Origin of the sequence: Sphingorhabdus sp. (assembly GCF_044357595.1) — a bacterium.
GTDB lineage: Bacteria > Pseudomonadota > Alphaproteobacteria > Sphingomonadales > Sphingomonadaceae > Sphingorhabdus_B.
The window spans coordinates 1-24112 of sequence record NZ_JBIKPH010000007.1; the positions used below are offsets into that span (position 1 = coordinate 1).

Annotated in this window: 21 protein-coding genes; 5 read left to right on the top strand and 16 right to left on the bottom strand. The window is 56.6% G+C overall.

Features of this window, described 5'->3' with window-relative positions; translation table 11 throughout:
• Nucleotides 1-564: 564 nt before the first annotated feature.
• Genes ACIQ2T_RS02150 through ACIQ2T_RS02160 form a run of 3 tightly spaced genes read left to right on the top strand, consistent with a single transcriptional unit; the run spans nucleotide 565 to nucleotide 3152 of the window.
• A complete protein-coding gene (locus tag ACIQ2T_RS02150; protein WP_333568635.1) occupies nucleotides 565-1473 on the top strand; it encodes an enoyl-CoA hydratase/isomerase family protein in 909 nt (302 codons plus the stop codon).
• A gap of 3 nt (nucleotides 1474-1476) precedes the next feature.
• Entirely contained in the window at nucleotides 1477-2232 is a 756-nt protein-coding gene (gene fabG, locus ACIQ2T_RS02155; RefSeq protein ID WP_333568634.1) for a 3-oxoacyl-ACP reductase FabG, read from the top strand.
• A 53-nt stretch (nucleotides 2233-2285) separates the two neighbouring features.
• The gene (locus ACIQ2T_RS02160; protein ID WP_333568633.1) at nucleotides 2286-3152 is read left to right on the top strand and encodes an alpha/beta hydrolase; all 867 of its coding nucleotides are present in this window, start codon (nucleotides 2286-2288) and stop codon (nucleotides 3150-3152) included.
• A gap of 179 nt (nucleotides 3153-3331) precedes the next feature.
• Here the strand turns inward: ACIQ2T_RS02160 and ACIQ2T_RS02165 are convergent, their stop codons facing one another.
• Nucleotides 3332-4558, bottom strand: a complete 1227-nt coding sequence (locus ACIQ2T_RS02165) for an MFS transporter (RefSeq protein ID WP_333568632.1) — start codon at nucleotides 4556-4558, stop codon at nucleotides 3332-3334.
• 352 nt (nucleotides 4559-4910) lie between these two features.
• Between ACIQ2T_RS02165 and ACIQ2T_RS02170 the strand changes: the two genes are divergently transcribed.
• Nucleotides 4911-5576, top strand: a complete 666-nt coding sequence (locus tag ACIQ2T_RS02170; protein ID WP_333568631.1) for a glutathione S-transferase N-terminal domain-containing protein — start codon at nucleotides 4911-4913, stop codon at nucleotides 5574-5576.
• 5 nt (nucleotides 5577-5581) lie between these two features.
• Here the strand turns inward: ACIQ2T_RS02170 and ACIQ2T_RS02175 are convergent, their stop codons facing one another.
• Genes ACIQ2T_RS02175 through ACIQ2T_RS02210 form a run of 8 tightly spaced genes read right to left on the bottom strand, consistent with a single transcriptional unit; the run spans nucleotide 5582 to nucleotide 14353 of the window.
• The gene (locus tag ACIQ2T_RS02175; RefSeq protein ID WP_333568630.1) at nucleotides 5582-6358 is read right to left on the bottom strand and encodes a cyclase family protein; all 777 of its coding nucleotides are present in this window, start codon (nucleotides 6356-6358) and stop codon (nucleotides 5582-5584) included.
• A 3-nt stretch (nucleotides 6359-6361) separates the two neighbouring features.
• Nucleotides 6362-7288: a 3-keto-5-aminohexanoate cleavage protein gene (locus tag ACIQ2T_RS02180; RefSeq protein ID WP_333568629.1), complete on the bottom strand. Its 927-nt coding sequence runs from the start codon at nucleotides 7286-7288 to the stop codon at nucleotides 6362-6364.
• Nucleotides 7285-8085, bottom strand: a complete 801-nt coding sequence (locus tag ACIQ2T_RS02185; protein ID WP_333568628.1) for an ester cyclase — start codon at nucleotides 8083-8085, stop codon at nucleotides 7285-7287. Before ACIQ2T_RS02185 ends, ACIQ2T_RS02180 begins: the two co-directional genes overlap by 4 nt.
• Nucleotides 8082-9608 (bottom strand): long-chain-fatty-acid--CoA ligase, encoded by a 1527-nt coding sequence (locus tag ACIQ2T_RS02190; RefSeq protein WP_333568627.1) that lies wholly within the window; start codon nucleotides 9606-9608, stop codon nucleotides 8082-8084. The genes ACIQ2T_RS02185 and ACIQ2T_RS02190 overlap by 4 nt, the downstream gene beginning before the upstream one ends.
• A 1-nt stretch (nucleotide 9609) precedes the next feature.
• Entirely contained in the window at nucleotides 9610-10788 is a 1179-nt protein-coding gene (locus ACIQ2T_RS02195; RefSeq protein WP_397589397.1) for an acyl-CoA dehydrogenase family protein, read from the bottom strand.
• Between the two features lie 15 nt (nucleotides 10789-10803).
• On the bottom strand, nucleotides 10804-11649 hold the full coding sequence (locus ACIQ2T_RS02200) for a 3-hydroxyacyl-CoA dehydrogenase family protein (RefSeq protein WP_333568625.1): 846 nt from the start codon (nucleotides 11647-11649) through the stop codon (nucleotides 10804-10806).
• Nucleotides 11646-12413 (bottom strand): crotonase/enoyl-CoA hydratase family protein, encoded by a 768-nt coding sequence (locus tag ACIQ2T_RS02205; RefSeq protein ID WP_333568624.1) that lies wholly within the window; start codon nucleotides 12411-12413, stop codon nucleotides 11646-11648. The genes ACIQ2T_RS02200 and ACIQ2T_RS02205 overlap by 4 nt, the downstream gene beginning before the upstream one ends.
• The gene (locus ACIQ2T_RS02210; protein WP_397589398.1) at nucleotides 12410-14353 is read right to left on the bottom strand and encodes a flavin-containing monooxygenase; all 1944 of its coding nucleotides are present in this window, start codon (nucleotides 14351-14353) and stop codon (nucleotides 12410-12412) included. The genes ACIQ2T_RS02205 and ACIQ2T_RS02210 overlap by 4 nt, the downstream gene beginning before the upstream one ends.
• Before the next feature lie 433 nt (nucleotides 14354-14786).
• On the opposite strand from ACIQ2T_RS02210, the gene ACIQ2T_RS02215 reads away from it, so the two are divergent.
• On the top strand, nucleotides 14787-16205 hold the full coding sequence (locus tag ACIQ2T_RS02215; protein ID WP_333568622.1) for an aldehyde dehydrogenase family protein: 1419 nt from the start codon (nucleotides 14787-14789) through the stop codon (nucleotides 16203-16205).
• Here the strand turns inward: ACIQ2T_RS02215 and ACIQ2T_RS02220 are convergent.
• The 7 genes from ACIQ2T_RS02220 to ACIQ2T_RS02250 form a co-directional block, all read right to left on the bottom strand.
• Nucleotides 16202-16855: a TetR/AcrR family transcriptional regulator gene (locus ACIQ2T_RS02220; protein ID WP_333568621.1), complete on the bottom strand. Its 654-nt coding sequence runs from the start codon at nucleotides 16853-16855 to the stop codon at nucleotides 16202-16204. The two genes, ACIQ2T_RS02215 and ACIQ2T_RS02220, sit on opposite strands and share 4 nt — an antisense overlap.
• A 79-nt stretch (nucleotides 16856-16934) precedes the next feature.
• Complete coding sequence (locus ACIQ2T_RS02225; protein ID WP_333568620.1) at nucleotides 16935-18707, bottom strand: amidohydrolase family protein; 1773 nt, start codon at nucleotides 18705-18707, stop codon at nucleotides 16935-16937.
• A 245-nt stretch (nucleotides 18708-18952) separates the two neighbouring features.
• Nucleotides 18953-20110, bottom strand: coding sequence for a CoA transferase (locus tag ACIQ2T_RS02230; protein WP_333568619.1), 1158 nt, complete (start codon nucleotides 20108-20110; stop codon nucleotides 18953-18955).
• Nucleotides 20111-20159: 49 nt separating this feature from the next.
• Nucleotides 20160-20966: an enoyl-CoA hydratase/isomerase family protein gene (locus ACIQ2T_RS02235; RefSeq protein ID WP_397589399.1), complete on the bottom strand. Its 807-nt coding sequence runs from the start codon at nucleotides 20964-20966 to the stop codon at nucleotides 20160-20162.
• 9 nt (nucleotides 20967-20975) lie between these two features.
• Nucleotides 20976-22142, bottom strand: a complete 1167-nt coding sequence (locus ACIQ2T_RS02240) for a thiolase family protein (protein ID WP_397589400.1) — start codon at nucleotides 22140-22142, stop codon at nucleotides 20976-20978.
• Nucleotides 22139-23710 (bottom strand): AMP-binding protein, encoded by a 1572-nt coding sequence (locus tag ACIQ2T_RS02245; RefSeq protein WP_397589401.1) that lies wholly within the window; start codon nucleotides 23708-23710, stop codon nucleotides 22139-22141. The genes ACIQ2T_RS02240 and ACIQ2T_RS02245 overlap by 4 nt, the downstream gene beginning before the upstream one ends.
• Nucleotides 23710-24111 carry an OB-fold domain-containing protein gene (locus ACIQ2T_RS02250; protein ID WP_333568269.1) on the bottom strand — a complete coding sequence of 134 codons (402 nt, stop codon included), beginning with the start codon at nucleotides 24109-24111 and terminating at the stop codon, nucleotides 23710-23712. The genes ACIQ2T_RS02245 and ACIQ2T_RS02250 overlap by 1 nt, the downstream gene beginning before the upstream one ends.
• Nucleotide 24112 lies beyond the last annotated feature (1 nt).

Sequence of the window (24112 nt, forward strand, 5' to 3'; positions counted from 1 at the left end):
GGCTCTATCCTGAGCATCTGCGCAGCACTCAACATCGGTAAGTCACCCATCAAATCCTCCTTCATTACGGAGAGTTTGAATCAGACGTGCCGACCCAATGCAACTAATTTAACGCATCCTGAGCCTAAACAGCGAAACAGGTTGGATCAATAGATGGCCGAATGGTGCCTTCCTCAACGCCCTGCTTCAACCAACGTTCGGCGTCACGCCGAAATATAAGATAGTTCGGGGCCAATCGAGCCCCAAACCTCAGTGATGCTGCTGATCGACCCAAGCCATGTAATACAAACGATGGTGCGGTTCGTCTAAGGTGCTACCCTGAAATGTGACGAGAAATTTATGGTGTCGGACATGCAAGGAGCCGGACGCATTAAGCCCTCGAAGGCCAGCCAAGCACGCTCCCTTTATAATCGCATCAACCGTTTGCATCCCGCTATTCTTGCGGGAGCGACACGCTATTCCCAATAACGCATTTCCATTTTATCAACATAAATGTTGATAATTATTTTGATTGCGATAGTGTTGCTGATATTGAGCACGAGACTGGAATGAAAGGTAAGGGCTATGAAATTTGAAACTATCATTTATGAAAAAAAGGATCGGATCGCGACGTTGACGCTGAACCGTCCGCACACCGGTAATGCGATCTCGAAGCAGCTGCGCGATGAGCTAGACATGGTGATGGACGATCTTGACGATGATGATGAGACGCGGGTCCTGATAATCAAAGCGGCGGGCAATCATTTCAGCACCGGCTATGATCTCAAGGAATTCTCATATCTTTGGGATGCCGAGAGCGCACAGAATGAACAGCAGCGCCGCCCGCATAGCCGCTCTCCAATCTGGTCGCGACACCGTTTCCATCTTTCGCGCGAGCGCTGGATGCGGCTCTTCCATCTGCGTCAGGCGACGATTGCGGTGATTCATGGCCACTGTGTAGCAGGCGGGCTTGATCTGGTCGGCGTTTGCGATATTGCATTTGCGGCGGACGATGCGTTGCTGGGGCAGCCGGAGGCTCGCGCGATGGGTGAGCTCCATGTCTTTGCCTTCTGGCCAATCCATCTAGGTATGCGCAAAACCAAGGAATGGTTGTTCACTGGCGATAATATGACCGGCACCGAAGCCGAGGAGCTTGGGCTCGTCAACAAAGCGGTGCCGCACGGCGAGCTCGAGGCCGTGGCGCAGGCATATGCCGAGCGTGTCGCCAATGTACCACTCGACGCGATCTACAGTCACAAGGAAATTACTAATCGCTGGTTTGAAGCTGCAGGCATGCATGCTGGCATGGCAGCGGCAAACGATCTGGACGCGATGGGCATTGCTGGCCCTGGCATGGATGATTTCACTAGGGTCTGGCGCGAAGGCGGCGTTCGCCCCGCAGTCCGCATGCGCGATGAACCGTTCAAGCCCCATCGCACCTATCTGGAGGCCTATGCTGCCAAGCGCGACAGGGATGAGCCAAGCGGGGACTGAGAGATGACAACGCCCCGCATCGCAATCGTCACTGGCGCCGCGCGCGGAATTGGCGCAAGCATTGCTCTACGATTGGCTGAGGATGGTCATGATATAGCCGTACTCGATCTCGACGAATCAACCTGCGCAGCGACGGTGGCAGCAGTTACTCAGCTTGGACGGCGCGCGGTGGCGATAGGCGCAGATGTCGCCGACGAAGCTGCAATAAGGGCCGCTGTTGCCAAGGTCGTCGGGGCGCTTGGCGGGCCAACAATACTCGTCAACAATGCCGGCATAATTCGAGATCGCAGCCTTGCAAAAATGACAATCGACGATTGGGACAGCGTGATTACCGTCAATCTGCGCGGCGCATTTCTCATGAGCCGCGAGCTGCAGCCACATATGCGGGCCGCGGGCTGGGGACGGATTGTCAATCTATCGAGCACTGCAGCGTTAGGTAATGTCGGAGAGGCTAATTACTCGGCAGCGAAGGCCGGTGTGCAGGGCTTTACCAAGTCACTCGCCCTTGAACTTGGGCGCTACGGCATCACCGCGAACGCGGTTGCCCCAGGGTTTGTCGTAACCGAGATGACCAGAGCCGTTGCCGAACGAACTGGAATGTCGTTTGACGAGATGAAGCAGCAACAGATTGACGCCACCGCTGTTGGCCGAACCGGACAGCCAGAGGAAATCGCGCACGCTGTTTCCTTTTTCGCCGATGAACGGTCCGGCTTTGTGACTGGACAGATACTCTATGTCGCTGGAGGGCCGCGCGGATGACTTTGCACCCCCAACTCCAGACTATGATTGATAGCATGGTCGGAGCGCCACCAATGGATTCTTATGAACCCGAAATGCTGCGCACGATCTATGAGGATATGTCGGCCAAAGCCCGGCCGCCTTATGTTGCCTATGTTGAAGACAGGATGATACCCGGCCCACGCGGCGAAATTCGGGTGCGCATCTACCGTCCGGATCTAGCGCCCAGCCACCCTGTTATTGCTTATTTCCACGGTAGCGCATTTGTAATCTGCAGCGTCAACACCCACGATGTACTGTGCCGCTATTTGTGCTTGCGGGCGAATGCCGTGGTAGTGTCCGTGGACTATGGTCTTGGCCCGGAAGACAAGTTTCCAGCCGGGCCAGATGACAGCCTCGCTGCGGCACGCTGGGTCGCGGCAAATGCTTCAGCCTTTGGCGGCGATCCGACGCAGCTTATCATGGCTGGCGACAGTGCGGGAGCGACGATGGCAACCGTTACCTCGATGCGCATTCGCGATGAAGGTGGGCCAAAGGTCAAGGCGCAACTCCTAATCTATCCCGTCACCGACTATCCCGATAATGCACCCCCCTCCTATTTTGAGCGTTCCCAGGGTTGCGGGATGCTGACAGCAGAGGCAATGCGTTGGGGCTGGTCGCATTATCTTAAGGACCCTGCCGATGGAGCTCACCCTCATGCCTCGCCGAATCGTGCGACCGATCTGGGTAGCTTACCTCCTGCCTATGTCATCACCGCAGAGTATGACATTCTGCGCGATGAAGGCGAAGTCTATGCGAGACAACTGAAGGAAGCGGGAGTAGATACGACGCTCATCAGATACAGCGACATGAACCACGGCTTCATGGGAATGGTCGGCAGTCTTGATCGTGCTGATGAAGCTTTGGCTGCGGCTTGCGATTGGCTGGCCACTCGTCTTTAACCCAGAGTGATGCGCGACTGTTGCCGCAGGCGGCTTGTGAGCCGCCAAAACATGATCGCCAAGGGTCTTGATATGACCAATGCCGCTATTGGATCGCGTATTGGCGACCTGCGCAGGGGAACAGCTAAATCGATTTCCGTTCTCCAAAATGCGCGCGGTTCGACACCATGTGGCCAGTGTCAACGACCCTCCATCTGCGACCGCGCGCTTAGGCCAAAAGCCACTGCGGCCGATCCCAAGAGCAGCGAGACATTCGCCAGCAAAGCAATGTCGTAAGATCCGAATTGATCGTGCAGATGCCCCATCAACAATGGCCCTAAGCCAAAGCCGAATGAGAAGAGGCTGTAAGTCCAGCCATAGATCGCGCCGAACGCCCGTTGGCCAAACAGCCGAGAAGTGAGATAAGCAAGCAGATCAAGCTCTGCGCCCAACAATAATCCTATCAAGATGACGCCCGGCAATCCAAATCGCAAGCCCCCGAGCCAGATGAGCGCGATACCCAACGTCCCCAGACAGATCACCAAAACTGTTACAAGTCCAACCGGAAACCGGTCAAGGCTGAACCCGGTAAGCAACCGGCTGAACGTGCTCGAAATGCCGATCAGAGACGCAAGACCCGCCGCCGTTGCTGCGCTTGCTCCATAGTCTTGAAACAAGGGGTTCAAATGGACGACCATACCGCCGATACCGAGCGCCATACTGAACGCTAGGACTGAAACCATTGCGAAAGCTCGCGTGTTGCAGGCTTCGCGAAATGTCATTCCGGTCTTGGGTGTTCCACTAATGTTGGCTAGTTCATCACGTTTCTCAGAAGGCCGAAATCCAAACCAAACAATTGGTGCAGCCAGCATTGCCGCCGCTGCCACGGCCCAATAACCGGCCTGCCAGCCGTAGTTTGCGATGACGGCTGTGACCACGTTCGGGACCCAGAATCCAGAGAGGCCTGCGCCGGTCAAAGCGATACCGAGCGCCAATCCTCGTTGCTTGTCAAAACCCGCAGCTATTGGCCGGAGTAAAACAATAGGAGTGGATCCCACACCACACAATGCGATCATGAAGTAGAAAATCCAAAGCCCAGGAAGTGTCTGGACAGTGAGCGACATGACTACCACCATTGCAGCATAGCTCACCAAACTGATCGAGCCGACGGCTGCCGCTCCAAATCGGTCGCCAAGCCGGCCGACAACAGGGCCAAACAGAAAGACGCCAAGCGTCAATATCGTTGAAGCAAGCGAAACGTCACCTCGGCTCCAGCCGAAGGCAGAATTGAGTGGAACCATAAACGAACCCAAGCCATAAACCATTGTTGCGTTCATGCTGGCAGTAAGGCCCAACGCGGCGCAAAGTAGTAAGAGCTTGCGCCCCTCAAACTCGCTGCGAACAATGGTGCCAGCTGTCTCACTCATCGTTTAGTTTCCCAGTCGAAGTCGATCCCGTCATCCTGCGCCACGACGCCCGAATGCACTTTTATTTCTGAGCCTGGCTCCACCCGAAATACCAAGACCCAAATCACGGCTCATCGTTAGCGCTCCCAAATATGAAATAATCTCAAGTTTGCACTCGACAAACAGAATAATCAACATATATGTTGAATTAAGGATCGGATCACATTTTTCTGTCGCTAGACCGGAAGTTGAGGATGGTTACACGCATGGGTAGAGAAGACAGCTGTCGCCGCCATAACCGGCGCACCTGCCGCCATCGATTTTCTGGTCGACCATGCCGGCTGGACTTTTGATGAATTGAAGGAGAAACCCTATGATATTGATCAGTGCAACCCCCAGCCCCTTCGCTCGCAAAGTGCGCATCTCAATGATCGAAAAGGGGATACCCTTCACGGTTCAGAATGAAGTGCCCTGGCACGCCGACACCAAGACACGGCTCTATAATCCGCTTGAGCAACTACCCATATTGATCCGCGATGACGGCGATCCGGTGTTTGAATCGACCTATCTGATGGACTGGCTTGAGCATCAATATCCTGAGCCCTCCATGCTCCCAGCCGACCGCACGCTCGCGATGGAGGCGAAGCTGGTCCACACCATTGCCGAGGGCGTGGCCGACGCGACGGTATTGCTCTTCTGGGAAATGCAGCGTGAACATATCAGCGCTGAATGGGCCAGTCGCCAGTTGCGCAAAGTGAAAGGCGGCTTGACCGATCTTGATCGCCGTGTGGGAGACCAGGAGTTCGTTGTTGGCGATCGGTTCGGGCTGGCGGACATCGCGGTGATTGCGCTGCTGGGCATGCAGGATACCGTGATCGAGTCACAATTGATCCCAGCTTGGCAGAACTATGCGCCTGATATGGATGCGTGGAATGTGCTGTATCCGAATTTGAAACGGTTTGAAGCACACCACCGCGACCGCCCCTCGGTCAAGGATACCGCGCCGTTCATGTTTGATCTGGCGGAAAAAATTGTTTGAGGGGACTACTCCTCAAATATTGCCACGGCGCGTGTCCACCCTGCGGACGCCGCCCGTATCTTCATTGGAAAGCAGGCAATTGTAAAACCCGTCGCTGGGAGCACCTCGAGATTGTGGAGCTTCTCCAGATGGCAATATCCGATATCCCGCCCAGCCTTATGGCCTTCCCATATGAGCCCGGCATTACCCGTCGCTTCATAGGCTTCACGTGTATGGACGAAGGGTGCGTCCCAGCTCCAGCCATCGGTGCCGGTCAGCCGCACACCGCGTTCAAGCAGGTATATCGTCGCTTCATAGCCCATGCCGCAGCCCGCGGTCACATAGTCGTCCTGCCCATAGCGCTTGCCTGCCGCCGTATTGACCACGACGATTTCGAGCGGCGACAGCGTGTGGCCGATGCGCGCGAGCTCGGCCTCGACATCGGCAGCGGACACGACATAGCCATCGGGCAGCGCTGTGAAATCAAGCTTCACGCCGGGCTGAAAACACCAATCAAGCGGGACTTCATCAATCGTGATTGCGCGCTCGCCCTTATTCATCGTTGACGCGAAGTGATAGGGCGCGTCGAGGTGCGTGCCATTGTGCGTGATCAGCTCGACCTTCTCAATCGCCCAGGCCTCGCCATCGGGCAGGTCTTCAGGCTTGAGGCCGGGGAAGAAGTTGATCAGTGACGGGATAGAGGTGTTGTGATCAATATACTCGATCTTGGGCTGATAGGGTGGTGGATCGGAGATCACGTCATTTTCGAGATAGATGGAAAGATCAACAATCGTCCGTGCCATAACCTAAAACTCCACCCTGTCGCCGCCCTTGAGGTTCAACATAGCGCGGGCCTCTGCGGGGTTTGCGGGCTCATGGCCCATTTCGCGGATGATCCGTACGATCTTCTCAACCTGCTGCGCATTGGAGACAGCAAGCTGCCCGCGTTCGATGAACAGGCTGTCTTCTAGCCCGACGCGGACATGCCCACCCATCAGGGCGGCTTGCGTCAAGAACGGCATCTGATGTTTCCCCGCCGCGAGCACCGACCATTGGAAGCTATCCTTGCCAAACAGGCGGTCTGCAGTCGATTTCATGAACATCAGATTTTCAAGATCGGGGCCAATGCCGCCCAATATGCCGAAGATCATCTGGATAAAGAACGGCGGCTTGACCGCGCCAGAGTCAACGAAATAGGCAAGATTGTAAAGATGCCCGACATCATAGCATTCATGCTCAAACCGTGTGCCGGCCTCGCCCATTGTCTCTAAGATCGTGGCTATATCGCGGAATGTGTTGCGGAAGATGAAGTCGTCTGACCCAAGGATATAGTCCTTCTCCCACTCGTGCTTCCAGCTGCTGATCCGCTTGGCGGCGGGGAACATGGCGAAGTTAATCGTGCCCATGTTAAGCGAACACATTTCGGGCTTGAACCGCACGGCGGCTCGCAACCGCTCGACCAGCGGCATCGTCGCCGAGCCCCCGGTCGTGATGTTGACGATGGCATCTGTGCGTTGTTTAATGACGGGAAGGAACTGGTTGTAAACCTCCGGATCACCGGTAGGCTTGCCGTCTTCGGGCATCCGCGCATGGAGATGGAGGATCGCAGCCCCTGCCTCAGCCGCCGAAATGCTCTGTTCTGCAATTTCGGCGGGTGTGCAGGGCAGCGCGGAGGACATGGTCGGCGTATGCGCACCGCCCGTCACGGCGCAGGTGATGATGATCTTGCTCATTTGGGTCCCATCAAAGAACGGTGAAGGCCCAGCCGGTCGGCAGTCACCTGAACGCGGGCGACTTTGCCACCCGCAACGTCGAATATCCCTGAGAGGTGGAGGGTGACGATCTGGCCCGTTCGTGCTGGGTCAATATCCTCAAAGCCACCAGTGTAGGTTCCGGTGCAGCTGAGGTGGAACGCGCCGCGCTGTCCGGCCGAGAAAAGCTGATTGATCGTAACGGCATCAATCATCAGGAGCTCGACAAAGCGCGGTCCCTCGGCGCTAATTTCATCAATGCGTGATGTGTCGGTCCAGCTGTCAGGAGTAACGAGCCATTCACGAGCCAGCGCCTCAACCGCCGTGTCGGGTGCCTCACATGGCGCATCCCAAGGGGCGGGGTGCGGCGACTTCACGACATCGCAGGTTGCGTCAGCCAATTGCCGTTTGCGTGCGTAATAATCCTCTTCTGCCCAGCCCTTACACAGGCGACCATTCTTGATGCAGAAAAGGGTGACCCCTCCCCATGTTGACAGGCGACCACCATGTCGGTGAGACGCACCATGTTCGGTAAAGCGCATCGCAACCGCATCCGGGCCGATAACCGTATCATGGACAGTGACGCACAGGCCGGGAAATTGCTCCAGTTGCGCAGCAGTTGCAGGAAGGTATTTGTCATCCCGCCCGGCCAGCAGAAACCCGCCGATGCTCAGTGCATAATCGGGTTCCATAATCGTCTCGACTGTCGCAACATTGTGGCAAGTGAGAAAATCGACTGCAAAGCCGCGCAGCAATTGGGCCGATGCACCGATACTCATACGTTGTCTTTCAGCCAAAAAGGGTTGCGCATTTCTTTCTTCAGGATCTTCCCCGCGCCGTTCACTGGCAATGCGGCCACAAAAGCCACCGACGTCGGGCATTTGTAATGCGCCAACCGGTCACGCGTGAATTGGATCAGTTCGGCCTCGCTAAGCCGCGCACCCTCGCGTGCAACGACGAATGCCTTGGGCGTTTCGCCCCAGCGTTGATGCGCGACACCAATCACCGCGACCTGCGCGACACCGGGATGTTCAAACAGGGCATTTTCAATTTCGGTGGGATAGATATTCTCGCCGCCAGACACGATCATATCCTTAAACCGATCATGGATGTACACATAGCCATCGGCATCCTGATACGCCGCGTCCCCGGTACAGAGCCAGCCATCGGACGTGATCGTCTTCGCGGTTTCTTCGGGTTTGTTCCAATATCCAAGCATGTTGACCGCAGAACGGATACGGATTTCGCCTACATCTCCTGTTGAAACTGCTTCGCCCGTTTCCGGATTGATGAGCGCAAGTTCCGCCCAAGGCATTGGCAAGCCGCATGAGCGCAGACGGTGCGCGCGTGGTCCACCGGGATCATGATCCTCCGGCACCAGCGTGATCACCGTGCCGGCTGTTTCGGTCATTCCGTAACAATGGATAAAGCCACAGCGGAACATTTCCATGGCCCGCTTGAGGACCGCTTCCCCTATCGGCGCGCCGCCATAGAGCATACATTTCAGGCTCGACATGTTCATTTCCGCGACGCCGGGAACCTCCATCAGCATCTGGATAACAGTGGGAACAAAAAAGCCGTGGGTGACGCGGTGTTGGCGGATCGCTTCGACAATGTCGACCGGGATGACTTGCTGCATCAAAACCGTGTGTCCGCCCCGACCGAATGCCGACAGTCCATAGCCAATGCCGCCAATATGGAAGAGCGGCATCGCGACCAGATTGACGCCATCCGCGGGGAAATCCCACAACTCGCCTGCCATGCGGTTCATGTAAGAAAGGTTGCGATGGCTTAGTACTGCACCCTTCGGACGGCCTGTTGTGCCTGATGTATAGAGCATCAGCGCGGGTGTGTCGGGTGTAATGGGTTGCTCTGGAGCCTCTGCCGATGCCGCTTCACGCCACGCGGGATAGTCCGCATGCAAATCCATCGTCTCAATCGGCATCTCAGCCTCAGCGAGCAAGTCGCGAAAATCACCCTCGATGATCAACAGGCTTGGTTCCGCATCGGCCAGTATGTCCGCCACTTCGCGGGGCGCGAGCCGCCAGTTCACGGGCAGCAGGATCGCGCCGATAATACCGCAGCCAAAGAGCAATTCATATTGGGCCGGTGAATTGCGCGCGAGGATGGCGACACGGTCCCCAGCTTTTACGCCCTGTTGGGCCAAAGCTTGGGCGACACGGCGGCACCTTTGGTACATATCACCATAATTGAGCGTCTCCGTTTCGAACGAAAGGCATGGCGCGCCAGGTGTTTGTGTCGCGTGGTTTCGGACCAAATTGAGGATGCTGTCGCCCATCATATCAATAGCTCTTCGGTAATCCAAGGCTATGCGTCGAGACGTAGTTGAGGATCATCTCGCGGCTCACCGGCGCGGTGCGGTGCAGGCGCGCGATGAACCATAGATCAGACAGACCATACTCGTTCGAAAGCCCGTTGCCGCCGTGGACTTGGATCGCCTGATCCAGCGCCTTCAAGGAGGATTCCGCTGCTGCGAACTTGGCCATGTTGGCGGTCTCGGCGGCATCTTCCCCACCATCGCAGAGTTGCGCGGCGCGCGCATTGAGCAAGCGGGCGGCTTGCACGTTGATATAGGCCTCGGCCAGCGGGTGGGCCACGCCCTGATGCGCGCCGATCGGCGTGTTCCACACCGAGCGATCCTTGGCATACTGCGTGGCCTGCGTGATGGCGAAGCGCGAGATACCATTGTTGATCGCAGCGGCCGCGATACGTTCAGGATTAAGGCCCGAGAACACTTGCTTCAGACCCGCCCCCGGCTCACCGATCAGCGCTTCGTCGGGCACTTCGACATTGTCGTAGAACACGGAAAACTGCTTTTCGGAGGTGCGCAGGGCAGAATCGATCTGGGTCATGGAAATGCCCGGCGTGTTGGTCGGCACCACGAACAGCGACAGGCCCTGCCGCGAGCCATCGGTCACCGGCACGCCGTCACGCGCCACGACCATGACCGCGTCCGACTGGTCGATGTCCGAGGTCCAGTACTTCGCACCGTTAATCACCCAGCCATTGCCTTTGCGCACCGCGTGGGTGGTGACCTTGTGGGTGTTCGATCCGGCGTTCGGCTCAGTGATGCCGAAGCACATCTTGCGCTTACCGCTGGCGATGCCAGGCAGCCATTCCTGCTTCATCGCCTCGCTGCCGCAAGCTGCAATGATAGGTGCGGTGATCGAGGAGATGACCATTGAGAGGATCGGGCAGCCGTGCGCTGCGGTTTCCTCGATGCAGATGTTGAGTTCGGCCAGACCGCCGCCACCGCCGCCGTAGGCCTCAGACACGTGCACACCCAGAAACCCAGCTTCGCCCAGCGCTGACCACAGAGCGGTCGGCTGCTCGCCCTTGTTGACGACATCCTGAAAATACTTCCGGCCAAACTTACCGACAAGCTTGCTGACCGCATCGCGCAAATCACGATGGTGTTCAGCAGTGTCGCAGAGCGAGTTTTGAAAAAGTTCCGACGACATCAATCTTCTCTCCATTCATTCCGGCCAAGCAAAGAAGCCTTGGCCGGATTTGACCCCAAGTTTTCCCTTACCGACCATATCGATCAAAATTTGTGGTGCCGCAAACCGGTCACCGTGAGCGGCTTGCAGTGTGCGCGCTATGTCAAGGCGGACGTCTAGCCCGACAATATCGCTTAACCTGAGTGGCCCGACCGGATGCCGATAAGCAAGCACCGCTGCACGGTCGATATCCTCGGCACTAGCAACACCGCTTTCAAGCATGCGCATAGCCTCAAGGCCCGCGATCAGATCGAGGCGGCTGGTCGCAAAGCCGGGCACATCGCGCACGGTCAGCGATTGCTTGCCAAGCCAGCTGACGAAACCACGCGCGGTTTCGAGCGTCGTTTCGGAGGTCTTCTCGCCTCTGATCAATTCGACCAAGGGAAGCGACCAGACAGGGTTGAAAAAGTGCATCCCTAAAAAGGCGGTCGGATCGGGGAGAGCCTCAGCCAGCCGGTCGATCGACATAGCGCTGGTATTGCTGCCGATCATCTTTGGCCTGCGCGCAGCGATGCGGGACAGGATGTTGAGCTTTAGCTCCAAACGCTCAGGCACAGTCTCGATCGCTACGTCCAAACCCTCGGGAATTTCGTCAACATTTCCGATCCGTGTAATGCGCTCGACGAGAGCCTGGCCGCCCGCATCATCAAGCTTGCCGCGCTTGATCGATGACTGGACCGTTTCGGCGACGACCTTGCTGAATGTTGCGCCACGCGCATCATCGGGCTCCACAACCGTCACTAGGCCGCCAGCCATTGCCGTGACATAAGCAATGCCGACACCCATGGTGCCACCTCCAATGACTGCGACGTCGCGCGTCATTTGCCCTTCCAAACGGGTGCGCGTTTCTCGGCAAAGGCGCGCGCTCCTTCCCGTGCGTCTTCAGACGAGAGAACGAACTCAGTCAACGGGCGCTGCCGATCCCATATTTCATCTTCGGGCCAGCTCGCAGATTCCTGAATGATACGCTTGGTCATCAAGGTTGACAGCGGCGCATTGGCGGTGATTTGCGCTGCAAGCGCAAGCGCTTCGGTTAGCGCCTCACCCGAGGACGTTAGGCGATTCACCAGCCCCCAGTGATGCGCGGTCGGCGCACTGATGCGTTCGCCAGTCAAAGCATATTCAAGCGCAATCGCCGCTGGAATACGGCGCGGCAAACGCATGAGTCCGCCGGATCCAGCAACAAGCCCGCGCGTGACTTCGGGTAGGCCAAACCATGCGTTATCAGCTGCAACAATCATGTCGCATGCCAGCGCCAGTTCGCAGCCACCCGCCAGCGAATATCCCTCGACAGCGGCAATCAGCGGCTTCGTCGGCGGCGCTTCGGTCACTCCACCAAAGCCGCGCCCTTGAAGCTCTGGCCGTTCGCCGTTGAGAAAGGCTTTGAGGTCCATGCCAGAGCAAAAGGATCCGCCACGGCCCGTGATGATACCAACGCGCAGTCCGGGATCGTTATCAAGCCGGTCAAGCGCACCTGCGATTGCCAGCGATACCGCCTGATTGACCGCATTGCGCTGCGCAGGGCGATTGATTGCGATTACCAGCGTTGCATTGACCTGGTCGATCTCGACGGGCGCGTCTGTCATCGCACGGCAGCCTTCACAAGCGTTTCAACATGAGACGAGCAGTGAAAATCATCTAAATCAGAAACTTGGGTCATCCTCCACACATCGAGTATTCGGAACGGGTTGTTGATTACAACGCGGCCCTTACTGTTTTTGTAATAGCTTTCCACGCCGGGGTAGGTCCACACCATTTGTTCGTGCGTGGCATCGACCTTGGCGTTATAGGCATCGTGAACGTCCTGCCGGACCTCGACGTGCGTGAAGCCTTTCCCAAACATTTGACGCAGCATCGACATGATATAGTGCATTTGCCGTTCGAGCACGGTAATCAAACTCCCGCCATGACCGAACTGCGTGTTAGGACCGTATAGGCAGAAGAAGTTGGGATAACCTGGCATTACGGTGCCCAGATAGGCGCGGGCATCGTCTCCGCCCCAATCCTTGTGGAGTTCGCGCCCTCCAAGGCCCACGACCTTCATTGGCGCGAGCAGATTGACGACATCGAACCCTGTCGCCCATATTATCACATCTGCCTTGTGGACCGCGCCGTCGCTGATGACGACTGCATCAGGCTTCACCTCGGTCACGCCGCCGGTAACCAAGGTCACCTTTTCGCGCGCCAAAGTGCGGAACCAGCCATTGTCGAGCAACATGCGCTTGCCGAAGGGCGGGTAATCCGGGATGACTTCGGGCAGCAAATGCTGTGCGTCGCCAAGTTCGGTCTTGGCATAGGCCGTAAGCCCCTTGCGATGCAAATCGTTGATCGCATTGATAGAACGGCCTTGGTCGTCCCAGTCGGGATCTTGGGTCAGCGCCTCGTACAATTTGTCATTGAACGCCCAACTCAACCGCAATCGATACCAAAGGCGATATAATGGCACTTTATGGAGCAATCGGCGAAGTGGTTCGGGAATATCCCGACCGAATTTCGGGAAGGGCGACGCCCATTGCGGTGTGCGCTGGACAATAACGAGTGATGCCACCTCGTCGACGATCGCCGGTGCCACTTGCATCGCGCTTGCACCGTTGCCTACAAGCACGACCTTGCGTCCGGCAAGGTCCAGTCCGGCATCGGGATATTGCGCGGTGTGCACGCTAGGCCCCTTGAAGCCATCCAGCCCCGCGATGTTTGGAATGCGCGGCTTGTTGAACGCTCCGACGCAGCTGATTAGCATCGTCGCGCGGTAGGTTTCGCGCGCACCCGCAGCCGAGACGACCTCAGCTTCCCATTCTCCGTTGGCTTCATTGAAACGCGCCTCGGTCACTTCGCAGCCGAAACGGATATGCTGCCGGACATCATGATCGTCAGCAACCTTATTGAGATAATCGTGGATCTCGCGGCTGCCAGCGAAGAAACGCGACCAGTCATTCGGCGCAAACGAGAAGGAATAGAGATGACTTGGTACATCGCAGGCCGCGCCGGGGTAGCGGTTATCAAACCACACCCCGCCTAACTCGTGACGCCGTTCCAATATAATAGAGGGAATGCCGGCTTCCGCCAGTTCGATCGCCGCACATAGTCCTGAAATACCGGCACCGATAATAAGCGCCGAGAAGCCTTCTGGCGGCGGAACGTCGCTGCGCAATTCGTCAAGCGTCGGTGAAACAAACAGATCGTTCCAGATCATCGGAGCGTAGTCTACTGGCACTTGTTCGCCGAGCGACACACTCATCATTTCGACAAGCAGATCGCCCGCCGGATCCGGCAATGCGGGAGGCTGTCCGGCAAACCATGCGCGCAAGGCAACTTCGGCCGCGCTGCGGATCTCATCTTGGACCTCATCAGGCAAGCCCCCGCTGTCATTATCGTCCATGCCGCGTAAGCGGGTCGGCACAAACCGGCCCTCGATCCAGAGACGGTCGCCCGTCAGGTGCACCAATACACATGCTAATGTAGGCACATTTGCCGCAGCTAAGGCGGCCGTCAACCAGTCAACGTCTGCTAATTTGTTCTCCGACATTCCGGCGCTGTTGCTCAGCTGATTTAAAATGTCAACGTTATTGTTGACTAGATATTTGAATTCACCTCAGCGTTTTGGGTGCAATTGCTAATCAGGTACAGCTGCGCGCCTTTACCTTACGGCTCGCAGCAGCAGTTTTCAGAGAAGAAAGGCGCATTTTTTTACACTGGTCGCTTTATGCGCAACATCAATGCCAACAGCAGATACATAGACGAGTGAAAGAGCTTTTTCAATTTTTCTACATATGTGTTGACAAATGTCCATACGTGTTTCTAAATTTGAGCCCTTGGCGTTCTGACCCGATATGTACCGAATCGTTTCTGATAGAAATTCTAGGCTAGTTAGCAAAGAAGAAGATGCCTGCAGTCGGTTTGACTACTAGCCTCGTTAAGCGCCATGTCTATTAATTGGCACCGGAATTAGGAGAGCCCAAATGGAAGCGCGTTACGAAATGCTGGTGAACGGTAAGATGACAGGCGGCAGCCGTTCGCTTGATGTGATTAATCCAGCAACAGCAGAAGTCTTTGCGACCTGTGCCTGCGCTTCGCGCGAAGAAATGGAAGTTGCGGTAACGGCTGCTGCTGCAGCATTTCCCGCATGGTCCGCGACCTCGCTCGATGAAAGGCGCGCGGTTCTCATCAAGATGGCAGAAGCAATCGAAACCAATCTCGATTCTCTCGCTCGCACGTTGACCAGCGAGCAGGGAAAGCCGATCGGCGATGCCCAAGGCGAGGTCGGTGGTGCTGCCTATTTCCTGCGTTATTATGCAGGGCTCGAAATTCCGGTCGAAACAATTGAGGACAGCGACGCCCGCCGCATCGAACTTCATCGCAGGCCGCTCGGAGTCGTCGCGGCGATCGTGCCGTGGAATTTCCCCGTGCTGACCGCCGTCAACAAAATTGGCGCAGCCCTGCTGACTGGCAACACGGCTGTAGTAAAACCAGCCGCAACGACGCCGCTTGCGACGCTGCAGTTTGCCTCTCTGATCAAAGACTTTGTTCCAGCCGGCGTCGTCAATATTGTGACTGACAACAATGACCTTGGCGACGTACTGACCGGCCATCCGCTAGTGCGCAAGGTAAGTTTCACGGGATCGACCAACACTGGCATGAAAGTGATGTCGTCGGGCTCAGCAACGCTCAAGCGAATGACGCTCGAACTAGGTGGCAATGACTCGGGCATCGTGCTTGATGATTGCGATCCGGAAGTCGTCTCGCAGCAGCTGTTCGATTCCGCATTTGCCAATAATGGCCAAGTCTGCATTGCGCTCAAGCGGTTATATGTCCATGACAGCCAATATGATGCGATATGCGAAAAGCTTGCTGAAATCGCGAGAGCTGCAATTGTCGGCTCGGGATTGCAGCAGGGAACACAGCTCGGTCCGGTGCAGAACCGCACGCAATACAACAAACTCAAATCGCTGATCGAAGAGACGAGAAAAGACGGTAATATTATTGCCGGCGGAGACAGCCCTGATGGCCCAGGCTATTTCATCAACCCCACCATCGTTCGCGACATCGCCGACGATGCGCGACTGGTTACCGATGAGCAGTTCGGGCCGGTCCTGCCAGTCATGCGCTACACCGACGTCGGCGATGTGATCGCACGGGCCAACAATACTAGCTATGGCCTCGGCAACTCGGTTTGGTCATCGAGCGTCGAAAAGGCAGGCGCGGTTGCCAGCCAGCTCGATTCGGGTTCGGTCTGGATAAACAAGCATGGCGACATCGGCCCCGACACGCCATTTGCAGGCGCGAAGATGTCTGGTGTCGGGATCGAAATGGGAATGCACGGCCTGCTGGAATTCACGCAGGCCAAAGTCGTGAACTACGCCAAGGCAGCAAACGTCTAGTAAGGATTTTCCAAACCCGAAACAAGCATCTCGGCATAGGTGTTGCCGATCTCCTCGGCACTGACATCGCTTTTGTCCGGGCGAAACCAGCGGTGAGTCCAGCCGACAATCCCCAGCACACCGAAAGCCACAACACTTGGTGCACCGATATTGCGGAAGCTTTTTTCGGCATAGCCCTGCTCGATGATTGCAATCACGGCATCCGAGGTCTCCGCATTCAATTTGCGCATATAAGCCGACCATTCCGACCTGCTGTCGGACACATGGCTCAAATTCTCGCGAATATAGATGTAAAACAGAGGGTAATGCTCACCATATGACGTCATTAGCGCTGTAATAAGGTCGCGCAGTTTAAGGCGCGGACTAAGGTCGCTGGTCTCGATTTGCTTGACGATTTCCAAATTGCGCTCGACGACCGTACGGACGAGTTCATCGAACAGCTCCTCTTTTGAGGATATGTAGTAATACAGGGACGCACGATCGATTTCGAGTTCTGCTGCTACTGCGCTGAGGCTCGAACCCTTAAAGCCCTGCCGGTTAAACACACGGATCGCGGCCTCGGCGATTTCCCTGCGGCGCCGCTGGTAAGAGTCACTCGAATCTTCCTTGGCAACCGACCTTCGCTTGCCGATATTACTAACTTTCGTCATGCAGGTCCCTATTTATATGGCAGCGTAGCCGACCTATTAGACCAAAATTGGGCGGATGAAAACCCGGCAACCAATCAAATCAATCCGCCATTTCGAGTGCAGCCGCTGGTGTAAAAGCGTTGGGCGCGCTGCGCAGCAACTTTCCGGGAAGCGCGCCTGTTGAGACACCATCTTCAAACGTCACCACGCCACTCACAATTGTTGCGCGATATCCGGTTGCGGTCTGGAGCAACCGCTTGCCGCCTGCTGGCAGATCGGCAACCATTTTCGGACGAGAGCTTCCAATCTTCTCATAATCAATGATGTTGACATCAGCCTTCATGCCGCGGGCCAGAGTGCCGCGATCATTGAGACCATAAAGCGCAGCCGTAGCACGCGATTGCTTTTCCACCGCTTTCTCGACCGACAGTGTCGGTCCCGCTTTCCGGTCGCGCGTCCAGTGGCTGAGCATGAAGGTCGGCATTGCTGCATCGCAAATGGCACCGCAATGCGCACCTGCATCTGATCCAGCCGCAATCACGGTCGGATTGTCCATCAACTCATAGAGGAAATCGAGAGAATAATCACCGTAGTTAACGAGGATCACATAGATATAACCGTGGCCCTCATTCTCCATCATCATGTCATAAAGGATGGTATCTTCAGAGACGCCCGCGCGCATGGCGATCTGCTGAACGCTCGATTCAAACGAAGGTTCATAATCCAGAGAGCCGTCAGCCTGTTCAAGGCGGAACATCATTTCGTAACGAAGCGCCGTACCCTCAAACGGCAGTTTGTCTGATGTCTCAGCGATGATCGCCGCCCGGATTTCGGGTTGCTGCAACTTCTTGACCTGATCTTCAAACGGAAGGTTAGCGAGTGCGTCATAGGTGGGTCGTCCCATGAACATGTGGAAGCTGCTTTGCAATCCCATTACGATCCCGGTCGGCCGCATGCTGATCTGCGGATAGATTTCCGCTCCCTGCGCTTGCGCCTTGCTCGTCAGTTCAACGGTAGAACGCCATTTTGTGGTGTTGCCCGGATTCTGGAACAGCAAATAGGTGAATTTGACATTCTTGCGACGCGAGACATCGGCCATCCAGTCAATTTCCTCGGCATCGGTCAGGCTTCCGGGGATGCCGTCAAAATTGATATCAGACACCACTTCGAAAATCCCGTGACCCGCCTTGCTAAGCGCATCGCCAAAGCCTTCCATCTCGTCAATGCTTACCTGCGTGCCTGGCACAACCTTGCCGTCCGCTGTCCTGTGCGCAGTGATGCGTGAAGAGGTAAAGCCGAACGCCCCAGCGTCAAGCGCTTCGCTAACAAGCGCCGACATCTCTGCAATTTCGTCCGCAGAAGCCGGCTCATTATCTCCGCCCCTTTCGCCCATTACATAAGTCCGGATAGCGGCGTGGGGCACTTGAGAGCACACATCCATTGCATAGGATTTAGAGGCAAGCGCATCAAGGTACTGCGGATAGGTCTCCCATTCCCAAGTAATACCTTCGGTCAGCGCAGTGCCAGGAATGTCCTCAACGCCTTCCATGATGTTGATCAACCGGTCACGAAAATGCGGCTTCACCGGCGCAAACCCGACCCCGCAATTGCCCATCACCACCGTCGTCACACCGTGCCAGCACGAGGGCGACAGATAGGGATCCCAGCTGACCTGCCCGTCGTAGTGAGTATGGATATCAACCCAGCCTGGCGTAACCAGAAAGCCGGCAGCATCAATCTCGCGGCGTCCTTGGCTCTCTACGACACCAACAGTGGTAATGGTTTGCCCGTCAATTGCCACATCCGCTACGCGCCTTGGCGCACCAGTTCCGTCAACCACCGTCCCCCCACGAATAACCAGATCGTGCATCATGACTTCATCCTTTTTCAGTTCTGCTGCGTGCCAATGAGTAGGGGTCCAAAGTCCCAATTTGTTTGACGCCGAGACCTTCAATTTGCATCAACAACTACCACATAACCATCTGTTGTCAACAGATTTGTTGATAGCGTTAGTGAGATACTCAGTTGCTATAAAAGCTGGTAAGAACGACACTTAAACAGTGCTACTCAGGTCATCGAGCTCACGCCAATATTCGGCACCGCCATAGATCGGCCGCCTCAGCTCGGGGTGTTGCCGACAAGCGTGCTTATCTGAGCTTCTGAATAGCCCAGTCCGCCCAGTATCTCGCGCGAATGCTCGCCCAATTTTGGGGGGGGCTTGCGCAAACCGTCGGCGTCGGGGTCGATTGGCAGTCGCACTTGTATTTCTTTAAGCAAACACCGCTCGGCCACGACGGGCAAGGCGAGCGCCTCTGCCAGATCATTAACGCGGCCGCAGGAAATTCCTGCGCTGCCCAGATGAGCACGCCAATGTTCAACCGTCTGCAAACTGATAACCGCAGCAATAGCCAGATCAAGCGGCTCACGGTGCTGCAGCCGGTCCGCCGTCGTCCGGAAGCGAACATCCTCAATCAGCGTATCGAGCTTCAGCGCTTTACACAGACGCGGGAACTGCTGTTCACTCGCTGTGGCAATAAGTAACTCTCCGTCCGATGCTTTGAACACACCGTAAGGCGCTGCACTGGGCGCGCCCGATCCAAGCTTCTCTGGCGGCCGACCCGTTGCGAGCATGCCCAGCAGTTGGTGGTTCATCATCGTGAAGGCGCTGTCAATCAAGCTGGGACGGATATGTTCTGCCTCGCCGCTGGCATTCCGGCGCAAGATGGCGGCGACGAGACCCATCGCTGCCCACATCCCGGTCGACAGATCGAGTATCGACGGCGCGACTCGGATGGTTGGGGAACCTGGTGATCCAGTAAAACTCATCATCCCGCTGACCGCTTGCACCAAGGCGTCATAGCCGGGCATAGTTTTGCCAATAGGACCATCGCCAAAGGCCGAGATTGAAGCCATCAGGATGCGAGGATTGCAGGCCTTGAGCGCGTCAAAGGTGATGCCGAGTTTTTCGCCTAAGCCCGGCGGGAAGCTCTCGATTATTACATCTGCGGTTTCAATCAGACGGAAGAGCGCGGCCTTGCCTTCGAGCGATTTGATGTCCAGCAAAAGGCTCCGTTTGTTACGGTTCACAGACAGAAAAACCGTTGCTTCCCCCTCCCACCGGGGTGGCAGAGCGCGCGTGTCATCGCCGTACGGCGGGCGCTCAATCTTGATCACATCTCCGCCCATATCCCCAAGGATCATCGCGGCGAATGGTCCGGCAATATTGGTGCTGAGGTCCAGCACTCTTAGGCCGGGAAGGGTTTGGTTAAAGGTCATACGACGCGCTGCCGGCCTGGCATCCACGGATGGATGACAGATCCGACTATCACTCCTTGTCGCCCTTGTTGTAAACCGGCTCGCGCTTCTCCAGCGCTGCAGCCACGCCTTCGCGCAGATCGTTGCTATAGGTAAGCGCGGCAACTGCCCAAAAACTGGCATTCATTGATCCGGCCAGATCCATATGCCAGCTTTGGCGCAGCTGCTGCTTAGTTGCCTCTATCGCCAGCCGGGGCCGCTCTGCGATCCGCGCCGCCAGCGCTACAGCTTCTGTAATCAGGGCTTCAGGTTCGGCGATGCTGTTGACCAAACCGATTGCGAGTGCTCGCTCCGCATCGACCAGATCACCCGTCAGCGCCAGCTCTGCTGCCAAGCCGCTCCCGACCAATCGCGGCAAGAAATATGTGCCGCCATTGCCCGGGTTGAGGCCAAGCTTTATATAGGTCTCTCCCATTTTGGCTTTGGTGGAAGCAATGCGGACGTCGCACGCGAGTGCTAGATCAAGCCCCCCCGCAGTCGCCCCACCATTGATCGCGGCGATCACAGGCAGGCGACACGACACCAAACGCTGGGTGACAGGCCAAAGCACCCTGGCATTATACGGCTCTTGCTCACGAGCATGATCTTCGGCGAGAAATTTTTGGAACTCGACCAAGTCAGCGCCCGCACAAAATTGTTTGCCCGCTCCCGTCATAACAAGCACGCGCACTGACTTGTCAGCTTCGAGCGCCTCAAGCGCGGCAAGCAGATCACGCGCCATTTCAGGAACCACACCATTGCCGCGATCCGGGCGGTTAAGCGTGATAATTGCTACGCCCGGAGCAGGCCGGTCAAGCAGGATGGTTTCGTAAGTCATGAGCTATCCTTAGCTACGCGCGAGCACAGTGGCTATCGCAAGCGCATATGTTCCGTCCAGCCAGCCGCCGCCATTGACCGCGAGCGCCAGCCGTGCACCTTCGACCTGACGCGCGCCAGCTGTACCGCGAAGCTGATGAACCAGCTCGACAATTTGTGCGCATCCGGTCGCGCCAAGCGGATGGCCGCGGCTCAGCAATCCGCCGCTTGTATTCACTGGGGTGGCTCCGCCCAGATCAGTAACACCGTCGCGGATCAGCCTAAAGCCGTCGCCTTTGGCGCACAGCCCGATCTCATGATACTGCATCAGCTCTGCTGGCGCCGCTGCGTCATGCAGTTCGATCACGTCGAAATCCTGCGAGCCCACTGATGAATCCGTATAGGCCTTGGCCGCCGCATCGCCGACCGGATTGCCCGATGCGCCCGATGCGACTGCCGAAGCCTTTACCTGGACCACCGGATGACCAATCGATGCCCCCACCTTGTCCGAACAAACGATAATCGCCGCCGCACCGTCAGTGACAGGCGAGCACATGGGCAGAGAAAGGGGTGCCACAATCATCCGACTCGCCAGCACATCTTCGAGAGACTGCGGTGTGCGCAGATGAGCTAGCAGGTTCATCGTCGCATTTTTCCGGTTCTTGACCGCGACACGCGCGAAATCAGAGAGCTCAGCGCCAGACTCATCGAGATATCTCTGTGCGACCGCCGCATAAAAATCCATCAGCAGCGAATTCGCGCTTATCTGTCCGGGCTCTGATTCGCCGATCTCTTCAATGTCCGTGGATCCGCGCAGCGCGTTGAACGGGCGGCTGCGGTCAACATGGTTCATCTGTTCCGCGCCCACCACAAGTGCGACTTCGACTGCGCCGCTTGCCACCGCTTCACACGCAAGGCTGAATGCCGATCCGCCGGAAGCACAGGCATTTTCGATGTTGAACAAAGGCACTTTTCCAAGCACCTGATGGCGAAGCGCGACTTGCCCCCGAACCATCTCTTGCTGCGAAATAATCCCAGAAATAGCATTGCCGAAGTAGATGCGATCGATCCGATCCGAGGCTAGACCGCTATCGGCAATCGCCTCCTCAATCGCGGCGAGCGCCAAGCTGCGCACACCACGCCCTACTTGCTTGCCAAATTGGGTCATACCGATCCCGGCGATGGCGACACCCTTCACACTAATGCCCTTGCTGCCGAAGCGCCGCCGCCGATGCGACTCTCATGACCAGCCCAATAGGCCTCGCGCACTTCGCGGCGGAGGATTTTGCCATAGCCACTCACCGGAAGCTCATCGACAAAATCAACTGCCTTAGGCTTTTTATAGCCCGCCATATGGTCCCCGCAAAACGCGATAATCTCTTGTGCAGTGAGCATCTCACCGGGCTTTGGAACAACGACAGCATGAACCGCCTCGCCCCAATAGTCATCGGGAATACCGAACACGACACAATTGGCGACCTTCTCATGAAGGATGATCACCTCTTCCACCTCGCGGGGGTAAACGTTGTTGCCGCCGCTTATCACCATATCCTTCGCGCGGTCGAGCAGGAAGAGATAGCCTTGCGCGTCAAAATAGCCGATATCCCCTGTGTGCAGCCAACCGCCGCGCAAAGCTTCAGCACTGGCCTGCGGATCTTTCCAATATCCCGGCATCACAACATCACCGCGCGCAACAACTTCTCCCGCTTGTCCGGGTGGCAGCGGATTGTCGTCAGCATCAACGCAGTGCGCTTCCACATCTGTTCGCACTTGCCCTGCAGAGCCTATGCGAAGGTCGTTCGCGTCGAGCAGTTTCTGATGTGCCGCTGCCGTCAACCCAGTAATCGTGATTGGCGCTTCGCCCTGCCCGTAGAGCTGGACAAAAACGGGGCCGAATGTCGCGATCGCCTGTTTGAGTTGTTCAACATAAATCGGCGCTCCGCCATAGCAGATTGCCTTCAGGCTTGAGAGATTATGGCGAGCGGGCACATGATCTTCGAGCATCTTGATGATCTGGGTTGGCGCCATGAACGCTATGTGCGACACTTTGAGCAGCTCAATAGTGCTCAGCAGTTCCTCGACATCAAAGCTTGCCGACGTGGTGATCGCGTTTGTTGCCCCGCGCGCAACGGCCGGGAGTGCAACGATCCCGCTACCGTGCGACATGGGCGCGCAATGCAGCACCATTTCTCCGGGCTGGATGTTATGGAGATCAGCAAGATAGTTCATGATCACCACGCGAATCATACGGTGGTTCCAGATTGCGCCTTTGGGCTTCCCAGTGGTGCCAGAGGTATAAAACAACCAGCAAATGTCTTCAGGCGCGGCCTCAACCGCACAGGGGAGCCTATTGGCCGGGTTGAGCAGAGTGTTGAATGCGTCGGTCGAAATCTGGTGAGTCAGACCGCCGAACAGGTCGGCATGCAAAGCGATGCCTTCGGCAAACTCCGGGCCGTGAACCAAGATCTTTGCACCCGAATTCTCGACGATATAGGCCATTTCACGAGCGTGGAGCCGCGCGTTAATTGGTACAACAACCAGCCCTGCCGCAAAGCACCCGAAAACGACTTCCAGAATCCGGGGCGAATTTGCTAGGCAAAAGGCAACCCGATCGCCTGTCTTGCACCCGAGCGCCAGGAGGTTCCCGCCGATTGCAAGCGACCGGTCTCGGAAATGAGCGTAGGTATGACTCTCCTCGCCCTGCAGCAAGGCCACCGTATCGGGCCATTGTCGCGCTGATTTTTCGAGGAAAGAGAAACTGTTCATCAACCTACGCGGCGGAATGTGGCACATGGACGACGCTCGATCTCGCCGGGGTCGACAGCAACAAACTCAACCTCATCGTCGCACCCATAAGCCGACCAGTCATTCTCCCCAGTCGCCTCTAGCCGGACAAGTAGTTGAACACCCTCGGGCAGTTTCACCACGCCAATGGCATAAGGCAAATCACCCTCAAACCCTTCGGGCGCACCTTGGCGCAAGACGCAGAAGCTGTGCAATACGGCCTTGCCCGACGATTTTACCCAGCCGAGATTATCAGACTGGCAATGCGGACAGGCATAGCGCGGCCACATATTGGGTTTGCCGCAGTCATGACAATTCTGGATCAGCAGGTCTCCGCCAGCAAGGCCTGCACGGAAATCGGATACGATAACAGGTGTTTTCATC

Coding starts and splice junctions, on each gene's coding strand:
- ACIQ2T_RS02150 (WP_333568635.1), top strand. CDS start 565: ATGAAATTTGAAACTATCATTTATGAAAAAAAGGATCGGATCGCGACG.
- fabG (WP_333568634.1), top strand. CDS start 1,477: ATGACAACGCCCCGCATCGCAATCGTCACTGGCGCCGCGCGCGGAATT.
- ACIQ2T_RS02160 (WP_333568633.1), top strand. CDS start 2,286: ATGGATTCTTATGAACCCGAAATGCTGCGCACGATCTATGAGGATATG.
- ACIQ2T_RS02165 (WP_333568632.1), bottom strand. CDS start 4,558: ATGAGTGAGACAGCTGGCACCATTGTTCGCAGCGAGTTTGAGGGGCGC.
- ACIQ2T_RS02170 (WP_333568631.1), top strand. CDS start 4,911: ATGATATTGATCAGTGCAACCCCCAGCCCCTTCGCTCGCAAAGTGCGC.
- ACIQ2T_RS02175 (WP_333568630.1), bottom strand. CDS start 6,358: ATGGCACGGACGATTGTTGATCTTTCCATCTATCTCGAAAATGACGTG.
- ACIQ2T_RS02180 (WP_333568629.1), bottom strand. CDS start 7,288: ATGAGCAAGATCATCATCACCTGCGCCGTGACGGGCGGTGCGCATACG.
- ACIQ2T_RS02185 (WP_333568628.1), bottom strand. CDS start 8,085: ATGAGTATCGGTGCATCGGCCCAATTGCTGCGCGGCTTTGCAGTCGAT.
- ACIQ2T_RS02190 (WP_333568627.1), bottom strand. CDS start 9,608: ATGATGGGCGACAGCATCCTCAATTTGGTCCGAAACCACGCGACACAA.
- ACIQ2T_RS02195 (WP_397589397.1), bottom strand. CDS start 10,788: ATGTCGTCGGAACTTTTTCAAAACTCGCTCTGCGACACTGCTGAACAC.
- ACIQ2T_RS02200 (WP_333568625.1), bottom strand. CDS start 11,649: ATGACGCGCGACGTCGCAGTCATTGGAGGTGGCACCATGGGTGTCGGC.
- ACIQ2T_RS02205 (WP_333568624.1), bottom strand. CDS start 12,413: ATGACAGACGCGCCCGTCGAGATCGACCAGGTCAATGCAACGCTGGTA.
- ACIQ2T_RS02210 (WP_397589398.1), bottom strand. CDS start 14,353: ATGTCGGAGAACAAATTAGCAGACGTTGACTGGTTGACGGCCGCCTTA.
- ACIQ2T_RS02215 (WP_333568622.1), top strand. CDS start 14,787: ATGGAAGCGCGTTACGAAATGCTGGTGAACGGTAAGATGACAGGCGGC.
- ACIQ2T_RS02220 (WP_333568621.1), bottom strand. CDS start 16,855: ATGACGAAAGTTAGTAATATCGGCAAGCGAAGGTCGGTTGCCAAGGAA.
- ACIQ2T_RS02225 (WP_333568620.1), bottom strand. CDS start 18,707: ATGATGCACGATCTGGTTATTCGTGGGGGGACGGTGGTTGACGGAACT.
- ACIQ2T_RS02230 (WP_333568619.1), bottom strand. CDS start 20,110: ATGACCTTTAACCAAACCCTTCCCGGCCTAAGAGTGCTGGACCTCAGC.
- ACIQ2T_RS02235 (WP_397589399.1), bottom strand. CDS start 20,966: ATGACTTACGAAACCATCCTGCTTGACCGGCCTGCTCCGGGCGTAGCA.
- ACIQ2T_RS02245 (WP_397589401.1), bottom strand. CDS start 23,710: ATGAACAGTTTCTCTTTCCTCGAAAAATCAGCGCGACAATGGCCCGAT.
- ACIQ2T_RS02250 (WP_333568269.1), bottom strand. CDS start 24,111: ATGAAAACACCTGTTATCGTATCCGATTTCCGTGCAGGCCTTGCTGGC.